The following is an 18463-nucleotide window of genomic DNA, read 5'->3' on the forward strand; positions in this document are numbered from 1 at the left end:
ACCTGATGCCGGACCGTAGCCGCCCTTCGTCTCCGCCGCAGGACCCGGAATCCCAGGGACCGGAGTCCCGGGGCTCGGGCGCCCAGGGAACGGGCAAGGACGACGACAACCCCTTCGCGCCGCCGCCCGAGGGGACACCGGACCGGCCGTGGCAGCCGCGCCGCCCCTCGGGCGACTCCGCCCCTGACGGCGACGACTCGGGCGGCAGCCAGGGTTCCCCCTGGGGAAGCCAGTGGAGCGACCGCCAGCCCGGCCGCTCCCAGGGCGGCTTCGGCGACCGGCCCCGCCAGCAGAACGGCCCCGGCCAGGAGGGCCCGTCGGCGCCCGGCGGCGGCAACAACGGCGGTGGCGGCATGCGCTGGGACCCGACGGACCCGGCCCAGCGCCGCGCGCGGTACGCCCTGCTCTCCGGCATGTGGGGCTTCTTCTTCGCCCTGTTCGGCTGGCGGTACGTCGCGCTGCTGCTCGGCGCGCTCGCGGTGATGTGGGCCGTCCAGGCGCTGCGGGCGAAGAAGCGCACGCCGGATCCGACGGCTCCGGCACCGGCAGCGGCGCAGGCGCCGGACACCGCCGCGCCGACCGCCACGACCGCCGCCCGGCCGCCGCAGGCCGAACCGGCGACGAGCACGAGGCCCCAGACGACGGCTGCGATCAGCGGCCTGGTGACGGGTGCGCTCGCGCTCCTCATGGTGGCCGGTACGTTTACGGCACAGCTGGTGTACCGGGACTACTACACGTGCGTGGACGACGCGCTGACCAGTGCGTCGCAGCAGTCCTGCGAGGACCTGCTGCCGAAGCAGCTGCGGCCGCTCCTCGGCGAGCAGGACTGACCGAACCAGCTACCAGCTACCAGCTACCAGCCTGATCTCAGGGTGCCTCCGGGGGTCGCGTCTGCCGCTCCCAGAGTCGCTCCCCCTCCTCCTTGAGTGCCTGCCAGCGGGCCTCGCGGGCGGCTTCGTCGTACCAGGAGGGGGGCGGGGGTCCGGAGGGCTCGTACGAGGGGTTCGGCGGCTCCGGGAGTTCGTGGACCTCCAGGATCTTGGGGTCTTCCGGCGGCTCCGGGGTAGCCGTCGGCTCCGGCTCGCCCTCCTCCGGAACGGCGCCGACGGCAGGCTCAGCCGCCTCAGCCGCCCGCCCGGGCCACGGAAGCCGGACGTGCGGGATCCAGGGCCGCGCCTTCTGCGGACGCGGCAGCCGCAGCGAAGGCAGCCTGAGCCGCGGCAGCCGGACCCGCCGCTTCGCACCGGACGGCCGGGCCGCACCGGACGGCCCGGCCGCCCCGGGCAGCCCCTGCTCCCCACCGGACGACACCCGCTCCACCCCCTCCGGCAGGTCCAGCCGCTGCCTCCGCCTCCGCAGCCGCCACGCCCGCAACCCGAGCGCCACCGGCACCCCGACCAGCAGCGACCAGCCCAGCGCCGCCGCCCCGGTCTGCCACCACACCGGGCCGAAATCGGACAGCACCGCCACCCCCATCGGCCCGCCCGCGAGCGCCGCGAGGCCCGCCGCCGCCGTCCCGCACACCACCGACGCCATCGCCGCGCCCGCGGCCGTCCGGCCCCGCGACCACGCCTCGTTCAGCTCGCCCGAGCCTGCCGCGGGCGCCGCCGCCCGGACCACGCACCAGGCGATCGCGAGCCCCGCGCCCACCGGCACCGCCGCGGCCGCCCAGGTCAGCGGTGAGCCGGGCCCCGCCGTCGGCAGCGCCGCGAGCAGCGGGAAGGGCGGCAGCAGGGGTGCCGCGCCCGCGGTGAGGGGCCCGGCGACGGTTCCCGTGCCGAGCGCGAAGCCGGGGCCGAGACCGTAGGCGGCGCCCCACACCGCGGCGTTCGGGACCAGCGCGAGGGCCAGCAGAAGCACCGCGAGCCGCCCCGACCACACGTCTGTGACCTGCGTGAACGACGTCTGCACCGGCCCCGCGTGCAGCACGAGCGACACCGCGACGAGCAGCGCGCCGCCGCCGACGAGGACGCCGGTGGCCGCCGCCCCGGCCCGGACGACGGCCACCGCGAGGCGGCGGGCGAGGAAGCCTCGTACGAGAGCGGCGCGGAGCGAGACCCGTACCCCCTCCGGCAGGGCGGCCAGCGGGCGGCGCAGGGCCGCGGGGAGCGGCCCGTGCGGGCGTCCGCGGGCCGTCCACACGCCGAGCCCGGCCGCGCCCGCCGCAAGGACCGGCACGTGCACGGCCGCGCTGATCCAGTCGGGCCGCAGCTCGCCGCCCGCCGCGTACAGCGCCGCGGCCGCGCCGACCAGCAGATACCCGGCCACCACCCCGGACCACGCCGTGCGCGCCGCGTGCCCGCGGCCCTCGGGCGCCGCCGCGTCCCGTGCCGCCCGGTGCAGCAGCCAGCCCGGCAGGACGACGAGCAGCAGCGGCGTCACGCCGATCGGCGCGGGCGCCCCCGAGAGCGTGTCCGTCCTGATCAGGTCCGTGCCGTGGGCCAGCAGCCACAGCCCGGCGGCGACGTGCAGCGCGCCGTCGGGACCGCTGTCCGGGTAGGGCGAGCTGATCCACAGCACCATCACCAGTACGGCGAACGAGCCGAGTCCGAGGCCCGCGGCGATGGCCCCGCCCAGCACGCAGGTGGCCAGGGCGGGAGAACGGTCGCGGGCCCGTCCGCGCAACGGTTCCACGGGCGGCGACGAGGCGTGGGGATCGGTCGTCTGGGTCACCCGGCCATGCTCCCAACGACACGCGCTTTATTCCCGTAACAGGCGAATATCGGATGTGTCGCTCAATATATGTTTATGTACTTTTTCGTACGGCAGATCGGCTGCGCCCGGCCCGCCCGCCGTACGTCGGCCCACGGTGCGGAGATTCCGAGATGCCCCAGAGCCCTGCCCCGCCTCTGCCGTCCCCCAAGGAACGCCGCAGGCTGCGCGAGGCGAAGTCGCTGAGCCAGGCCGATCTCGCGGCGAAGGTCGGCGTCACTCGCGAAACGGTCCGCTCCTGGGAAACGGGGCGCACCAGCCCGCGCGGCCGCAAGCGCGAGGCGTACGCGAAGCTCCTGAACGCGGTCGCGGCGGAGCAGGCAGCGGCGGAGACGGCAGCGGCGGAGACGGCACCGCGGAAGGCAGGGCGGGCGAAGCCCCCCGTCGGTGCCGTCGGTACCGACGGCGGCAGGTCGAGATCGCGCCCCCAGCAGCCCGCCAAGCGCGCGGCGAAGCCACGGACCCCGGCCCCGTTGGCGGCAGCCGCCCCCGCCGCCAACGGCCACAGCAACGGCCACAGCAGCGGCCACGTCCGTCCGCTGCCGGTCCGGGTGACGAAGCCCGAGGCACCCCGGGAGCCCCGGGAACCCCGGAAGCCCCGCGAGCCGGACCTCACCCCCGCCCAGGCCTTCGACGCCCTCTGCGCGGGCTGCGCCCCCGGCCTCGTACGCCAGACGTATCTGCTCACCGGACGGCGGGGCCTCGCCCAGGAGTCGGTAGAGCGCGCCTTCCAGCTGGCCTGGCAGCGCTGGCCCGAGGTGGCGGTCGACCGGGACCCGGCGGGGTGGGTCCGCGCGGCGGCGTACGAGTACGCGATGTCCCCCTGGCACCGCTTCCGTCCCAGCCAGCGCCACCCGGACGCCCCGCCCGCGCAGCCCGCCGACCGCGCCTTCCTCGACGTACTCCTGAGCCTGCCGCCCGCACAGCGCCGCACCCTGATGCTCTACGACGGCGTCGGCCTCGACCTGCCCGAGACCGCGGCGGAGACGGAGGCGAGCACGCCCGCCGCCGCGAACCGCCTCCTGCACGCGCGCGAGGCGATCGCCGAGCGGCTGCCCGACCTGGCGGACCCCGAGGTCCTTCACCAGCGCCTCGGCGAGGTCGGCAGGGCCGAGAAGCTGCGGCTCCCGAGGGCCGAACGCGTCCGCACCGGCAGCGAGCACCGCGCACGCTTCTGGACGCGCGCCGCCATCGCGTTCACGGCGCTGATCATCGGGGCGACGGCGCTGACCCTGAAGAACGCGCCCACGCACTACGAGCCCCCGCAGGCCCCCGGCCGCGCCATCAGCGGAGTACCGCCCCGCATGGGCCCGGGCCCTCTCTCCTACCAGGACACCACCCTCCGCGAGAAGCTCCGAGCAGAACTCCCGAACGGCGAGGAACGCCTCACTCCAGAGGCGAGGTAGGACGCAGTACCCGGGCATGGTCCGGGGCGCCTCCAGGCGGGGGCGGCGCCAGGCGCGGTTCAGGGGCGCCTCCAGGCGCGGGCGGCGCCAGGCGCGGTTCAGGGGCGCGGGGAACTGCGCGACAAGCCCCCACGCACCCGCAGCCGAAGACCAAAAAGTGGGCCCGCACCTAAAAGGTGCGGGCCCACTTTCAACACTGCTCAACCGACGGACGTCAGCCCGCCAGGATCTCGCGCGCCAGCTTCGCCGTCTCGGTCGGCGTCTTGCCGACCTTGACGCCGGCGGCCTCGAGGGCCTCCTTCTTCGCGGCGGCCGTGCCGGAGGAGCCGGAGACGATGGCGCCCGCGTGGCCCATCGTCTTGCCCTCGGGGGCGGTGAAGCCCGCCACGTAGCCGACGACCGGCTTCGTCACGTTCGCCTTGATGAAGTCCGCCGCGCGCTCCTCCGCGTCGCCACCGATCTCGCCGATCATGACGATCAGGTCGGTGTCGGGGTCGGCCTCGAACGCCTCGAGGGCGTCGATGTGCGTCGTGCCGATGACCGGGTCGCCACCGATGCCGACGGCCGAGGAGAAGCCGATGTCACGGAGCTCGTACATCATCTGGTACGTCAGCGTGCCGGACTTCGAGACCAGGCCGATGCGGCCCGGCTTCGTGATGTCGCCCGGGATGATGCCCGCGTTCGACTGACCCGGCGTGATCAGACCCGGGCAGTTCGGGCCGATGATGCGGGTCTTGTTGCCCTTCGACTTCGCGTACGCCCAGAAGGCGGCGGAGTCGTGGACGGCGATGCCCTCGGTGATGACGACGGCGAGGGGGATCTCCGCGTCGATCGCCTCGACGACGGCGGCCTTGGAGAAGGCCGGCGGCACGAAGAGGACGGACACGTTGGCGCCCGTGGCCTCCATGGCCTCCTTGACCGTGCCGAAGACCGGCACCTCGGTGCCGTCGAAGTCGACCTTCGTGCCCGCCTTGCGCGGGTTCACGCCGCCGACGATGTTGGTGCCGTCACCCAGCATGAGCTTGGTGTGCTTCATGCCCGTGGCACCGGTCATGCCCTGGACGATGACCTTGCTGTCCTTGTTGAGGAAGATAGCCATGGCTGTTCTGTCCCTCGTCCCTTACTTCGCGGCCGCGAGCTCGGCGGCCTTGTCGGCCGCGCCGTCCATGGTGTCCACACGCTGCACGAGCGGGTGGTTGGCGTCGCTCAGGATCTTGCGACCCAGCTCCGCGTTGTTGCCGTCGAGGCGCACGACCAGCGGCTTCTCGACCTTCTCGCCCTTCGAGGCGAGCAGCTCAAGGGCCTGCACGATGCCGTTGGCGACCTCGTCGCACGCGGTGATGCCACCGAAGACGTTGACGAAGACGGACTTGACGTCCGAGTCGCCGAGGATGATCTCCAGGCCGTTCGCCATGACCTCGGCGGAAGCGCCGCCACCGATGTCGAGGAAGTTGGCGGGCTTCACGCCACCGTGGTTCTCACCGGCGTACGCGACGACGTCCAGGGTCGACATGACCAGACCGGCACCGTTACCGATGATGCCGACCTCGCCCTCGAGCTTGACGTAGTTGAGGCCCTTGGCCTTGGCGGCAGCCTCGAGCGGGTTGGCTGCCTCCTTGTCCTCGAGGGCCTCGTGGTCGGCCTGGCGGAAGTCGGCGTTCTCGTCGAGCGAGACCTTGCCGTCCAGGGCCAGGATGCGGCCGTCCTTGGTCTTCACCAGCGGGTTGACCTCGACGAGGAGCGCGTCCTCGGCGACGAAGGTGTCCCACAGGGTCACCATGGCCTCGGCGACGCCCTCGGCCACGTCGGCCGGGAACTTCGCCTGGGCCACGATCTCGCGGGCCTTCTCGATGTTCACGCCCTCGACGGCGTTGACCGGGACCTTCGCGAGGGCCTCGGGGGTCTTCTCCGCGACCTCCTCGATGTCCATGCCGCCCTGCACCGACGCCATGGCGAGGAAGGTGCGGTTGGTGCGGTCGAGGAGGTACGAGACGTAGTACTCCGCCTCGATCTCCGGGGACAGCTCGGCGATCATCACCTTGTGGACCGTGTGGCCCTTGATGTCCATCCCGAGGATGTCCGTCGCGCGAGCGACGGCCTCGTCCGGGTTCGCCGCCAGCTTCACGCCGCCGGCCTTGCCGCGGCCACCGACCTTCACCTGTGCCTTGACGACCGACTTGCCGCCCAGCTTCTCGGTGGCCTCGCGCGCCGCCTCAGGCGTGTCGATGACTTCACCGGCCAGCACCGGTACACCGTGCTTGGCGAAGAGGTCCCTCGCCTGGTACTCGAACAGGTCCACGCGCGTCCGTCCCTTTTCCGTGATCTCGCTGCGATCTCGCTGCTTTGTGGTCAGCTGTCTGCGTGGGCGTGCCGCGGAGGGCAACGTGACTGCGCTGTCACAAGGGAGGCGTAGGACGGAGTCCGGTACGCGGCATGTCCGTCTCGCAGGTTATCGCCGCGGGACGTAGGTCCCTAAATCGCAGATCACATTTGGGCGGTGATGACGGTCACAGATCGCGTGGTCACCGCGGCAAAACCGGCCGCCGCCGTGGTGGCCGGGCGGCCCCTGGGGTGCCGGAGGGCCCACCTGTTTGCTCTGTTTGCTCTGGTTGCTCACGCGATCGGCAGGGGAAGTGGCCGCTTCTCGATCGCCGCGGCCATCACCTCCGGGAAGAGGTCAGGGGTGCAGGCGAAGGCGGGCGCGTCCAGTGCCGCGAGCGCCGCGGCGTGCTCGCGGTCGTACGCGGGTGTCCCCTCGTCGGAGAGTGCGAGCAACGTCACGAACTGCACTCCGGACGACTTCATCGCCGCGACCCGCTTCAGCATCTCGTTGCGTATGCCTCCTTCGTAGAGGTCGCTGATGAGGACGACGACCGTGTCGGCGGGCCGGGTGATCTGTGACTGGCAGTACGCGAGGGCGCGGTTGATGTCCGTGCCGCCGCCCAGCTGTGTGCCGAACAGGACGTCCACCGGGTCGTCGAGCTGATCGGTGAGGTCGACGACATTCGTGTCGAAGACGACGAGCCGCGTGTCGAGCGACCGCATCGAGCCGAGCACGGCACCGAACACCGAGGCGTAGACGACGGACGCGGCCATCGACCCCGACTGGTCGATGCAGAGGATGACCTCCTTCTTCACGGACTGCGATGCCCGCCCGTACCCGACGAGCCGCTCGGGCACGACCGTCTTGTACTCCGGCAGATAGTTCTTGAGGTTGGCCGCGATCGTGCGGTTCCAGTCGATGTCGTGGTGGCGCGGCCTGCTGACGCGGGCGCTGCGGTCGAGCGCTCCGGTGAGCGTGGAGCGGGTCCGCGTCGCGAGCCGCTTCTCCAGGTCTTCGACGACCTTGCGCACGACGGCCCGCGCGGTCTCCTTGGTCGTCTCGGGCATGGCCTTGTTGAGCGAGAGCAACGTGCCCACCAGGTGCACGTCCGCCTCGACGGCCGCCAGCATCTCCGGCTCCAGGAGGAGCGTGGAGAGCCCCAGCCGGTCGATGGCGTCCCGCTGCATGACCTGTACGACGGAGGAGGGGAAGTACGTCCGGATGTCCCCGAGCCAGCGCGCCACGGACGGCGCCGACGCCCCCAGCCCCGCGGACCGCTCCCGCCGCCCCCGGTCCCCCCTCTCCCCCGCTCCCCCGTACAACGCCCCGAGGGCGCCATCCATAGCCGCGTCCCGCCCCCCAAGCACACACCCCGTCCCGTCGCCCCCTTCACCCCCCAACACAAGCCGCCACCGCCGCATCCGCTCACCAACAACACCGCCTTGCCGTACACCCCCAACGTCTCCGTCCCCGTCGACTCCCCCGGTTGCCCTGGCGTCCCCAGCCGCGTCGGCACCCCCGCTTGCCCCGGCGTCCACGGCCATGTCGGCTCGCCCTGCGACCTCGGCGTCCCCGGCGTCCCCAGCCCCGCTATCCTGCCCGGCTGCCCCGGCCACCTTGGCTCCCCTCGTCACCCCGTTCATCCCGCCACCCCCATGTAGTCGTCGCTGTAGGCCCCCGCTGCCCGCGTCCCCGCTTCCGCTTCTCTGCGCCGCCCCGCTTCCGTTTCCGCCTCAGCCCCAGCCTCCGCATCCGCATCCGCATCCGCATCCGTCCCCGTCTCCGCCCCCGTCGGCAGGCCGAGAAGCAGGCGCACGATCGGCACGACGGCGTCCGCGCGCGTGGGGTCGAGTTCCGCGGCGAAACCGGGCAGTCCCCCTGCGTCCGCGTCCGCGCCACCGGTGCCGGTCCCGGCAGGACCCCTCATCGGTCCCCTCCTCACCAACTCCCCCAACGTCCGCCGCACCCCCGGCTCGTACGCCGAGAACGTGCGTCGCAGCAGCGGCAGTACGTCGGTGAAGGCGGCGTCCGACACCCCGCTCAGCCAGTCGTCGACCAGCCCCAGCAGCCGCTCGTCGTGCACGAGCAGCATCCCGCCCCCGGAGCCGCCCCCGACGAACCCCTCGATCCAGGCGGCTCCTTCGGCGGGCGCGCTCCCCCGGGACAGCGCGAGCCCCATGAGCCGGGCGACTTCCTCGTCCCCCAGTTCCCCGCCGTCCAGCAGCAGCCGCACGCAACGCCCCCGCACGACCCCGGCGACGGAATCCCGCTGAGCGAGCGCCCTCAGTACGGAGTGCCACCGCGCGCGGACCCCCTGCGCCGCGCCCGCACCCGCCGAGCGGTCCGGGCCGAACTCCCCGAGCAGGCCCACCGCCTGGTGCACCGCGTCGACGTGCCGCCGCATCTCCAGGGCCGCGTCCGCGTCCAGCCCCGCGCACGCGGGCGGCAGCCCGACGAAGATCCGCTCGGCGAGCCCGAGGGCGACCTCGCCGAGGGCCTCCGTGCCCGTCCCCCGGACATCCCCGTACCGAAGGGACCGCACCAGCGCGGGCAGCGCCTGCGCGAGGTGCCCGACGTCTGCGTCCAGCGCAGCCCGGTCCGCCAGCACCCGCATCACCACGGGCAACGCGTCCGACAGCTCCGCCAGCAGGCACCGCTCGGCGAGCGCGGTGACGTCGGCGAGCGCCCCCGCCTCGACCGCGTCGGACGACGCCTTGCCCGTGGCCGCACCCAGGACCGTGGTCCCCCACACCCCCGCCTCGGCGACCCGCACGGCGAGCTCCGGCTCCCACCGCAGCCGCCAGGTCTCCCGGAACGTCCCCGTACTCCCCCGGGAAGCCACCGGCTCGCCCCAGCCGATGCCGAGGAGCCGCAGCCGGTGCAGCAGCCTGCTCCGCCCGGCGTCCGTCTCCTTACGGAGGTCGAGCTCCAACTCCCGCTCCAGCGCCTCCGGTTTGAGCCGTAGCCTGCGCTGCAGCTTCGTGAGGTCCCGCTGCAGCGGCACCGCGGGCGCCGCCTCGGGCACCTCGCCCAGCACGTCCCCGACGACGAGCTTGTCGTGCACGAGCGCAAGCGGTACGTCCGAGCCCTCGCACAGCACCGCCCGCACCGCATCGGTCGTCTCGGTGAGCCCGGCCAGCGGCCTCCCCCGCATCGCGGCCAGCGTGTCGGCGAGCCGCACCGCCTCGATGACGTGCGCGGACGACACGAGCCTGTCCTCGTCGCGCAGCAGCCGGGCGACCTTCGTCAACCAGCGCTCGACGGGCCGGTCGGGCGCGTCGAACAGGTGGGCGTACCACCCTGGCGAGGTGATCCCCGCCCCGTACCCGCTGGCGCGCGAGAGCCGACGGTGGGTCCACGGCACCCACGTCATCTCGGCCTTCACCTTGGGCAGCCCCTTGAGCAGGGCACGGTCGGCGGCCACGGTGGTCTTCTGCCGCAGCGCGGGAACGTGCCAGGCCCCGCAGACCACGGCGACCCGCTCGGGCCCGAACTCCCTTTGCGCGGCCCGCACCTGGAGCCTCATGTACGCCTCGCGCACGAGGTCACGGGCATGACCCCCGTCCCCGTAGGCCTCGCGCAGCGCCCCCATCGCCTCGCCCAGCGCCTCGAACGGAGCGAACGCGTCGTCGGCCGCCCCCCGGTGCTCGACGACGTCCTCCCACCAGCGCTCGGGGTCGTCGTAGCCCGCGGTCTCGGCGAGGACACCCAGAGGGTCGACCCGCACATCCCCCTCGTCCCCGCCCTCGCTCGCCCCGTCCCCCTGGTCCCCGTCCCCGCTCTCCGCGCGGAGGGCGAGCGAGTGCGCCGCAGGCAGGTCGATGAAGCGCACCGGCACACCGTGCCGGAGGGCCCAGCGGATGGCGACCCATTCCGGCGAGAACCCGGCGAGCGGCCAGAACGCCGACCGGCCCGGCTCGTCCACCACGTGCGCGAGCAGCGCGACCGGTGGCCGCATCCCCTCGTCGGCGGCCAGCTCCACCAGGGCGTCGGCCTCCGGCGGCCCCTCCACGAGGACGACGTCGGGCCGCCCCGCGTCGAGCGCGGCCCGCACGGCACGCGCCGATCCTGGACCGTGGTGCCGCACCCCGAGCAGCAGCGGCTCCTGCGCCCCGGTCATACGCTCACCTCTCGGCACGCGCGGTAGAAGTCCTTCCAGCCGTCGCGCTCGCGCACGACCGCTTCGAGGTACTCCTGCCAGATGACCCGGTCCGCCGCCGGGTCGCGGACGACCGCGCCGAGGATGCCCGCCGCGATGTCGCCCGGACGCAGGACGCCGTCTCCGAAGTGGGCTGCCAGAGCGAGGCCGTTGGTGACGACGGAGATCGCCTCGGCCGTGGACAGCGTGCCGCTGGGCGACTTCAGCTTCGTACGCCCGTCCGCCGTGACGCCGTCGCGCAGTTCGCGGAAGACGGTGACGACACGCCGTATCTCGTCGATCCCCTCGGGGCCCGCGGGCAGGTCGAGGGAGCGGCCGATCTGGTCGACGCGGCGCGAGACGATGTCGACCTCGGCGTCGGCGCTCTCCGGCAGCGGCAGGACGACGGTGTTGAAGCGGCGGCGCAGGGCGCTCGACAGGTCGTTGACGCCGCGGTCGCGGTCGTTGGCCGTGGCGATGAGGTTGAAGCCGCGCACGGCCTGCACCTCCTGCCCCAGCTCCGGGATGGGCAGCGTCTTCTCCGACAGGATCGTGATCAGCGTGTCCTGCACATCCGCCGGGATACGGGTCAGTTCCTCGACGCGCGCCGTCATGCCCTCGGCCATCGCCCGCATCACGGGGCTGGGCACGAGCGCGTCGCGGCTGGGGCCGTGGGCGAGCAGCTGGGCGTAGTTCCAGCCGTACCGGATGGCTTCCTCGGGGGTGCCCGCCGTGCCCTGCACGAGCAGCGTCGAGTCGCCGCTGACCGCGGCCGCGAGGTGCTCGGACACCCAGGTCTTGGCGGTGCCCGGCACGCCGAGCAGGAGCAGGGCGCGGTCGGTGGCGAGGGTGGTGACGGCGACCTCGACGATGCGGCGCGGTCCCACGTACTTCGGCGTGATCACTGTGCCGTCGGGCAGGGTCCCGCCGAGCAGGTACGTGGCGACGGCCCACGGCGAGAGCTTCCAGCGCTGCGGGCGCGGCCGGTCGTCCTGCGCGGCCAGCGCGGCCAGTTCGGCGGCGAAGGCGTCCTCGGCGTGTGGCCGGAGCACCTGCGCGGCGTCGGCGGAACCGGGCGCGGGCGCCGGCGGATTCGCGGTCGCGGACGTCGTCGAGTCGACGGAAACGGTCATGGAGCGATCCCCCTCCAGCTCGTCCGGACGCATCTGGCCCGGCGATGTTCCAACCGTGCACCACGCCACTGACAATCGACCTTCGCCCACCGCTGACCTGCACGAATACTCGGCATCGAACCGATTGTCAGTGGTGGCACCTACCTTCGAGACATGACTCAGCAGGGGGTGCGCTGGACGGCGGATCAGGTGCTCGCACTGGCTCCTGACGTCCCGTCACGCAAGGCGGGAAGCAAACTCGGCGTCGCCGGCCCTTGGTCGGAGGCGGGCAGTTCTGACGAGGGGACGGTGTGGGGGCTGTGCAAGGGCAGTGGCAGCAAGCCGTATCAGACGGTCGTCGACATCGCGGACGCCGCGGGCCCGGCGTACAAATGCAGTTGTCCGAGCCGCAAGTTCCCGTGCAAGCACGCGTTGGGGCTGCTGCTGGTCTGGGCGGGCGCGGACGGCACCGTGCCGCCGGACGGCGAGCCTCCGGCCTGGGCCGAGGCGTGGCTGGCGACGCGCCGCAAAAGAGCGGAGAACAAGCGGAGTTCGGCCACGACGCCCGCTGCCTCCGCCTCGGCCGACCCTGAGGCGGCGCGCAGGCGGGCGGAGAAGCGGGCCGAGCGCATCACCGCGGGGGCGACGGAGCTGGAGCAGCGCCTGGCCGACCTGATCCGCGGCGGCACGGCATCGGCCGAGCAGTCGGGGTACGGCTTGTGGGAGGAGACGGCGGCCCGCATGGTCGACGCCCAGGCTCCGGGACTGGCGGCAAGAGTCCGCGAGTTGGGTGCCATACCTTCCTCGGGATCCGGCTGGCCGGTGCGTCTCCTGGAGGAGTGTGCGCTGCTCCACCTGCTCGACCAGGGCTGGCTCCACCGCGACCGGCTGCCTGCCGGGCTGGCGGCGACGGTCCGTTCCCGGGTCGGTCTGCCCGCCCAGCCGGAGGGCCCGCCCGTGCGGGACCGCTGGCTGGTCCTCGCCCAGTACGACACGGCGGACAGCAGACTCACCACGCGCCGCATATGGCTGTACGGCACGGATTCCGGCCGCACCGCGCTCCTTCTCTCGTACGGGGCGGCGGGTCGTGCGCCCGCGCTCGCCCTGCCGGTGGGCCTGGTGCTCGATGCCGAGGTGACCGGATATCCGGGCGCGGGACAGCTGCGGGCGGACCTGGGCGAGCAGTTCACGGCGCCTGTGCCCGCCACGCACCGACCACCGGGCGTGCGTCCTGGAGAGGCCACGGCTCGCTACGGCACGGCGCTCCAGGACGACCCCTGGCTGGAGTCCTGGCCGGTGACGCTCGCCGAAGTGATACCGACCCGGACCCAGGACTCCTGGCAACTGGCCGATCCGACCGACCACTCGGCCCTCCCCCTCGCACCGTCCGCCGCATCCCGGCCGGGCCTGTGGCGTCTGGTCGCCCTGTCCGGGGGCGCACCGCTGACGGTGTTCGGCGAGTGCGGCCACCAAGGCTTCACACCACTGGCGGCCTGGCCGAAGGGCTCAGGAGAGCAAGCCTCAGGAGATACGTACGCAGGAGAGACGGTGTCGCTGTGCTGAAGAACGCACGACAGGAAACCACCCCGCCCACCGCACACCCCGCTCCCGCCGCCCAACCCTCCTGGGACGACCTGGTCACGGCGGCCTTGCTGGGCACCGAGCGCCGCGCGCTGCCGACCGACGTGCACACCCCCGGCAAGGAGGCGCCGATCGCGCTCCTGGACGCGGCGGCGCTGCACACGGTGCGCCGCAGGGCGGGGCTGCGCCCGGCCCCGGCCGCCGCAGCGCCCGAGCCAGCGGCGGACGACCCCAGGCCACCGGTGCCCCCCGCGGCCAGGCGCAGGCTCGCGACGCTGCTCACCGATCAGCCCGGTTCCGGCGGCGGCGGTCGCAGGGGCGCGTCCCCCGACCTGATGGAGCTCCTGCCCCAGTGGCTGGCCCTGGCCAACGCGCGGGGGTACGGCGCCCCGCCCGAGCTGCTGCCCGCGCTCCTGAACGCGGCCCGCGGCCGCACGGACCTGCGCCCCCAGGCGCTCACCTTCGCGGGCCCCCGAGCTCTGTGGCTGGCCCGTCTGAACCCCGACTGGAAGTTCGCGCTCCGCGCCACCCCGGGAGGCGGCGTGGCCCTCCCGTCCACGGATGACGCCCCGAAGGTCCAGCAGCTCTGGGAGGAGGGCCTCTTCGCCGAGCGCGTCGCCCTCCTCACCGCGCTCCGCGCGCACGACGCCCGAGCGGCCCTGGACCTGCTCACGTCCACGTGGTCGACGGAGCGGGCGGAGGACCGCCTGATGTTCCTCGACTCGCTGCGTACGGGCCTGTCCTCCGAGGACGAGCCGTTCCTGGAGCAGGCCCTCACCGACCGCAGCCGCAACGTCCGCTGCACGGCGGCGGAGCTGCTGTCCGCCCTCCCCGACTCGGCCCTGGCTGGCAGGATGTCGACCCGCGCGGCCTCCTGTGTGGCCGTCGACCACACCTCCGACGCACCGACCCTCACGGTGGAGGCGCCGCACGAGTGCGACGCGGGCATGGAACGGGACGGCGTCACCCCGAAGCCCCCCACCGGCCGCGGCGAACGCTCCTGGTGGCTCGGCCAGTTGGTGGAGTCGGCCCCGCTCGCCACCTGGCAGCCCCGGCTCGGCAACCGCACGCCGACCGAGATCGTGGCGCTCCCGGTGGCCGACGACTGGCGGAGCGAGCTGCACGCCGCCTGGTGCCGCGCGGCGGTACGCCAGCGGGACGTTGCCTGGTCCAGGGCGCTGCTCGGCACCCCGGCGGCGCCCGACGCCGCGGGCCCGGGCGCGGTGTCGCTCGCCGAACGCGCCAAGCTCCTCGCCTCACTGCCCGCCGCCGAACGGGCGGAGTGGGTGGCCGGTTTCATCGCGGCGCACGGCCTGTCGGAGGCGTTCCAGCTGCTCGGCGTCTGCGCGGTTCCCTGGGCCGGGCCGCTGGGCCGCGCGGTGGTGGACTCCCTGAACATCGCCCGGGACGCGGGCAGTTACCCCTGGAGCTTCAGCGGCGTGATGGGCCTCGCGGAGCGCTGCCTGGACCCGTCGGAGGCGGTCCGCCTGGACGCGCTCACCGCGATCCCCGACGAGCCGGAGAACGCGTCACCGGGCGCGGGCGGCTACTGGTCGGAGGCGTTCCAGCGCCTCGTGACCACCCTGCGCCTGCGCGCGGCGATACGCGACGAACTCCCGCCGCCGTGAAGCCTGCGACGGCCGTGTCACTCGTAACGGCCGTGGCCCGCATGACGCAGGGGCAGCGAGTACGGACATGTGCCCGCGGACCCGCGCCCCCGCGCGTACAAGCCGGACCAGAGGAGGTCAGACGGCGGCCTGGCGCACGTTTCCGCGGACCCACTCCACGATCGACGTGGTGGTGGCCCCGGGCGTGAAGATCTCCGCGACACCCTTCTCCTTGAGCGGCGCGATGTCCGCCTCAGGGATGATGCCGCCGCCGAACACCTTGATGTCCTCCGCGTCCCGCTCCTTCAGAAGCTCCAGCACGCGCGCGAACAACGTGTTGTGCGCCCCCGAAAGGATGGAGAGCCCGATCGCGTCGGCGTCCTCCTGGATCGCGGTGTCCACCACCTGCTCGGGCGTCTGGTGCAGCCCGGTGTAGATGACCTCCATACCGGCGTCACGCAACGCCCGCGCAATGACCTTGGCCCCGCGGTCGTGCCCGTCGAGCCCCGGCTTGGCGACGACCACGCGGATCGGCCCGGCTGCCACACCCATCACTGCCTCCATGTACCGATATCCGTACCGACAACAGTCTGTCCCGGCACAGATAACCCCGCACCGCACCGGCCGGGGAAGTAAACGAACGTTATCCCCAGCATCGCGCAAGCGGCAGTTTCACGGTGGAGAGCGAGGGGGAAATCACACGTGGGACACGTTCGCTGCGCGCCCATCCGCAACCGCGGGGTTCACGCCCCGCGTCCGGACCAGGCGCGAGGGGAGCCGCAACGAGACGCCGGGACACCACGTCGGCAGCCGCACGACGTGGTGATTCCGCATCGGCGATGCAACGGGGGCACGGGGTCACCACTGAACGGTGGCCGGGATCGCCATCGCACAGCCGTCTCCTCGGCCACGACTCCCCCTAGGGCACACGGGGGACAGAGGCGTCCTTCCGTGCGCCAATCGGGAGGTCGACGATGCCGTTCACAGGGACCCGCCCCTTTCGCCCGCTCGGCTCGCTGTTGCCGAGAATCCTCGGCCTCGCCCCACTGCCCTCGCGCCCACCCCTCCCCGCACTGCCAGCCCTCCCTGCCCTCCCTGCACTCCCCGCGCTGCCTTCCAAGGTCGCCGGTCTCTCCATGGCCCTCCTGAAGGCGACGGCCTTGGAGCTGACGATCCTCGCGGGCCACCTCCTCCTCTATCCCTCGGGCATCACCCAGGAACGCAGGGCGACCCCCGTCCAACCGCCCCCCGGCGCCCCCCGCCTCCCGGCGGACGGCAGGCCCCCGGTGCTCCTCCTGCACGGCTTCATCGACAACCGCTCCGTGTTCGTACTGCTCCGCCGCACCCTGGCCCAGCACGGCGGCCGCCGCGTGGAGTCCCTCAACTACTCCCCGCTGACCTGCGACATCCGGGGCGCCGCCGAGCTGCTCGGCCGCCATATCGAGGAGCTCTGCGAGCGCACGGGACACGCCCGGGTGGACGTCGTCGGGCACAGCCTCGGCGGCCTGATCGCCCGCTACTACGCGCAGCGGCTCGGCGGTGACGTCCGCGTCCGCACCCTGGTCACGCTCGGCACACCGCACGCGGGCACCCGCGTCGTGCCGCTCGCGAACGCACACCCGATCGTCCGGCAGATGCGTCCTGGCTCCGACGTGATCGAGGAGCTCAAGGAACCGGCGCCGAGCTGTCGCACGCAGTTCGTGAGCTTCTGGAGCGATCTGGACCAGATCATGGACCCGTTGGAGACGGCCTGTGTCGACCATCCCGATCTGACCGCGCAGAACGTCCGCGTGACCGGAATCGGCCATCTCGCCCTGCCGGTGCACCCCGCGGTCGCGAACGGGATCCGTCAGGCACTCGACCTGGCGAACCCGGGAGCCGACGCCAGGAGCGCGCCGGGCGGGCTGACGGTCGCCTGACACACCACATCTATCGAACGAATCTCGAACGCAGGGCCAAGGCTGTGCCCGCAGTCCGCCGAAAGGCGGCCGAATGCCCGTTTCCTGAAACCACGAAACCTGCCGAAGATTGTCGCGCCCGTATACCGCCGGGTACAGTCACCGCACTGCTCTGCCCCTGCTGCCGAGGCGAAAGAGAAGTTGGTGAACGACCGTCACCCGTCGGGGAGCTCGATCCCCCCGTCCTCGGCACCCGGCGCCGACTACGCGCACTACGCGACGTACGACCAACAGAGTGCCCAGCACAACGGCTACGGCTACGACACCTATTCCACCGGCAGTTTCGACACCGGCAGCTTTGCCACCGGCAGCTTCGACACCGGGACGTTCGCGACCGACCCCCTCTTCGGCGACATGCCGGGCGGCGGCCACGACACGGGCCAGTGGGCGACCACGGGCTCCCATCAGACGGCCACCTACGACGCGTACGCGGCGCAGTACTACGCCGCCACGTACGACTCAGGCAGCTACGACACCGGCTCGATGTGGTCGACCGGCGGCTATCAGCAGGTCGCCGACATTCCGTCGCAGCCGGGCCCCGACTCCACGGGCCAGTGGGACACCACCGCCTGGAACCAGGCGCCGGACGGCCCGCAGACCGGTCAGTGGGACACGCAGACCTTCGACACCGGTGCGTACGACGCGACGGCGTGGAACTCGCCCGACGCGCACGGCACCCACGAGGCGCACGACGCGCCCGACCTGCTCGGCGCCCCCGTCCCGTACGACGCGGCCCCGCCGTACGAGACCGACGCCGACACCGGCATCGACGCCGCGTACAGCCCCGACGACTCCGACGACCCCGAGTCGGCAGCGGACTCCCGCAGTGCCGCGCCCCGCGCCTCCCGCGGGAAGCGCGGCGGTCCCGCCGGGGACAGCCGGTCGAGGACCCGCCGCCGCACCCCCGCCAAACGCTCCGCCCTCCTCACCGTCGCGGTGCCCTCGGCCTGTGTGATGGGCGTCGCCGGAGTGGCCGCCGCCTCCGTGGGCAACTTCGGCGGGGACGACACCAAGGAGACGACGGCGTCGGCACCGGACCCCACGTCCGTGCAGCCCTCCGCTGCCAACAACAAGCTGGACACCCAGCTGGCGAACCTCTCCGCGGACGCAGGCGACTTCGCGGACCGCGCGAGCCGCACGCAGGAACGTATCGACCTCAAGGCCGAGAAGGTGGCCGCCGAGAAGAAGGCGGCAGCGGAGGCGGCGCGCAAGGAGCGGCTGCGGCCCAAGTTCGCCCTGCCGGTCAAGCAGCACGGCCTCAGCGCGCAGTTCGGCCAGGCGGGCGTCAACTGGATGTCAGCGCACTCCGGAATCGACTTCCCGGTGTCCTACGGCACCGAGGTCCTCGCCGCGACCGACGGCACCGTCTCCACGAAGTGGAACAGCGCCTACGGCAACATGGCGATCGTCACCGCGAAGGACGGCACGGAGACGTGGTACTGCCACCTCTCCACGCACAAGATCTCCAGCGGTCCCGTGAAGGCGGGCGAGGCCATCGCCTTCTCCGGGAACTCCGGCAACTCCACCGGCCCCCACCTGCACTTCGAGGTGCGGCCCGCCGGCGGCTCGGCGATCGACCCGCTGCCGTGGCTGCGCAGCCACGGCCTCGACCCGACGTAACGTAAC

General features: G+C 73.0%; 13 protein-coding genes. 6 read left to right on the forward strand and 7 right to left on the reverse strand.

The window, feature by feature from the left end:
- Positions 1-5 precede the first annotated feature (5 nt).
- Positions 6-830 (forward strand): hypothetical protein, encoded by an 825-nt coding sequence (locus ABZV77_RS07280; RefSeq protein WP_356251421.1) that lies wholly within the window; start codon positions 6-8, stop codon positions 828-830.
- A 37-nt stretch (positions 831-867) separates the two neighbouring features.
- Here the strand turns inward: ABZV77_RS07280 and ABZV77_RS07285 are convergent, their stop codons facing one another.
- Positions 868-2634 carry a DUF6350 family protein gene (locus tag ABZV77_RS07285; RefSeq protein WP_356252370.1) on the reverse strand — a complete coding sequence of 589 codons (1767 nt, stop codon included), beginning with the start codon at positions 2632-2634 and terminating at the stop codon, positions 868-870.
- 191 nt (positions 2635-2825) lie between these two features.
- On the opposite strand from ABZV77_RS07285, the gene ABZV77_RS07290 reads away from it, so the two are divergent.
- A complete protein-coding gene (locus ABZV77_RS07290) occupies positions 2826-4118 on the forward strand; it encodes a helix-turn-helix domain-containing protein (protein ID WP_356251424.1) in 1293 nt (430 codons plus the stop codon).
- Between the two features lie 214 nt (positions 4119-4332).
- Here ABZV77_RS07290 and sucD read toward each other — a convergent pair whose 3' ends face one another.
- The 5 genes from sucD to ABZV77_RS07315 form a co-directional block, all read right to left on the reverse strand.
- The gene (gene sucD / locus ABZV77_RS07295; RefSeq protein ID WP_356251427.1) at positions 4333-5217 is read right to left on the reverse strand and encodes a succinate--CoA ligase subunit alpha; all 885 of its coding nucleotides are present in this window, start codon (positions 5215-5217) and stop codon (positions 4333-4335) included.
- A gap of 21 nt (positions 5218-5238) precedes the next feature.
- Positions 5239-6417 (reverse strand): ADP-forming succinate--CoA ligase subunit beta, encoded by a 1179-nt coding sequence (sucC, locus tag ABZV77_RS07300; RefSeq protein ID WP_356251430.1) that lies wholly within the window; start codon positions 6415-6417, stop codon positions 5239-5241.
- 314 nt (positions 6418-6731) lie between these two features.
- The gene (locus ABZV77_RS07305) at positions 6732-7862 is read right to left on the reverse strand and encodes a VWA domain-containing protein (RefSeq protein ID WP_356251433.1); all 1131 of its coding nucleotides are present in this window, start codon (positions 7860-7862) and stop codon (positions 6732-6734) included.
- A 218-nt stretch (positions 7863-8080) separates the two neighbouring features.
- Positions 8081-10561 carry a DUF5682 family protein gene (locus tag ABZV77_RS07310; RefSeq protein ID WP_356251436.1) on the reverse strand — a complete coding sequence of 827 codons (2481 nt, stop codon included), beginning with the start codon at positions 10559-10561 and terminating at the stop codon, positions 8081-8083.
- A complete protein-coding gene (locus tag ABZV77_RS07315) occupies positions 10558-11712 on the reverse strand; it encodes an AAA family ATPase (protein WP_356251439.1) in 1155 nt (384 codons plus the stop codon). Before ABZV77_RS07315 ends, ABZV77_RS07310 begins: the two co-directional genes overlap by 4 nt.
- A gap of 153 nt (positions 11713-11865) precedes the next feature.
- On the opposite strand from ABZV77_RS07315, the gene ABZV77_RS07320 reads away from it, so the two are divergent.
- Both ABZV77_RS07320 and ABZV77_RS07325 read left to right on the forward strand, forming a co-directional pair.
- Positions 11866-13254 (forward strand): SWIM zinc finger family protein, encoded by a 1389-nt coding sequence (locus ABZV77_RS07320; protein ID WP_356251442.1) that lies wholly within the window; start codon positions 11866-11868, stop codon positions 13252-13254.
- Positions 13255-13325: 71 nt separating this feature from the next.
- Positions 13326-14900: a DUF5691 domain-containing protein gene (locus ABZV77_RS07325; RefSeq protein WP_356252373.1), complete on the forward strand. Its 1575-nt coding sequence runs from the start codon at positions 13326-13328 to the stop codon at positions 14898-14900.
- A gap of 117 nt (positions 14901-15017) precedes the next feature.
- On the opposite strand, the gene ABZV77_RS07330 is transcribed toward ABZV77_RS07325, so the two are convergent.
- Positions 15018-15431, reverse strand: coding sequence for a cobalamin B12-binding domain-containing protein (locus ABZV77_RS07330; protein ID WP_055569378.1), 414 nt, complete (start codon positions 15429-15431; stop codon positions 15018-15020).
- 584 nt (positions 15432-16015) lie between these two features.
- Between ABZV77_RS07330 and ABZV77_RS07335 the strand changes: the two genes are divergently transcribed.
- On the forward strand, positions 16016-16798 hold the full coding sequence (locus tag ABZV77_RS07335) for an alpha/beta fold hydrolase (RefSeq protein WP_356251445.1): 783 nt from the start codon (positions 16016-16018) through the stop codon (positions 16796-16798).
- A 183-nt stretch (positions 16799-16981) separates the two neighbouring features.
- Positions 16982-18457, forward strand: a complete 1476-nt coding sequence (locus tag ABZV77_RS07340; RefSeq protein WP_356251448.1) for a M23 family metallopeptidase — start codon at positions 16982-16984, stop codon at positions 18455-18457.
- Positions 18458-18463 lie beyond the last annotated feature (6 nt).

The sequence above is a fragment of the Streptomyces sp. NPDC004732 genome (assembly GCF_040609235.1).
Lineage (GTDB): Bacteria > Actinomycetota > Actinomycetes > Streptomycetales > Streptomycetaceae > Streptomyces.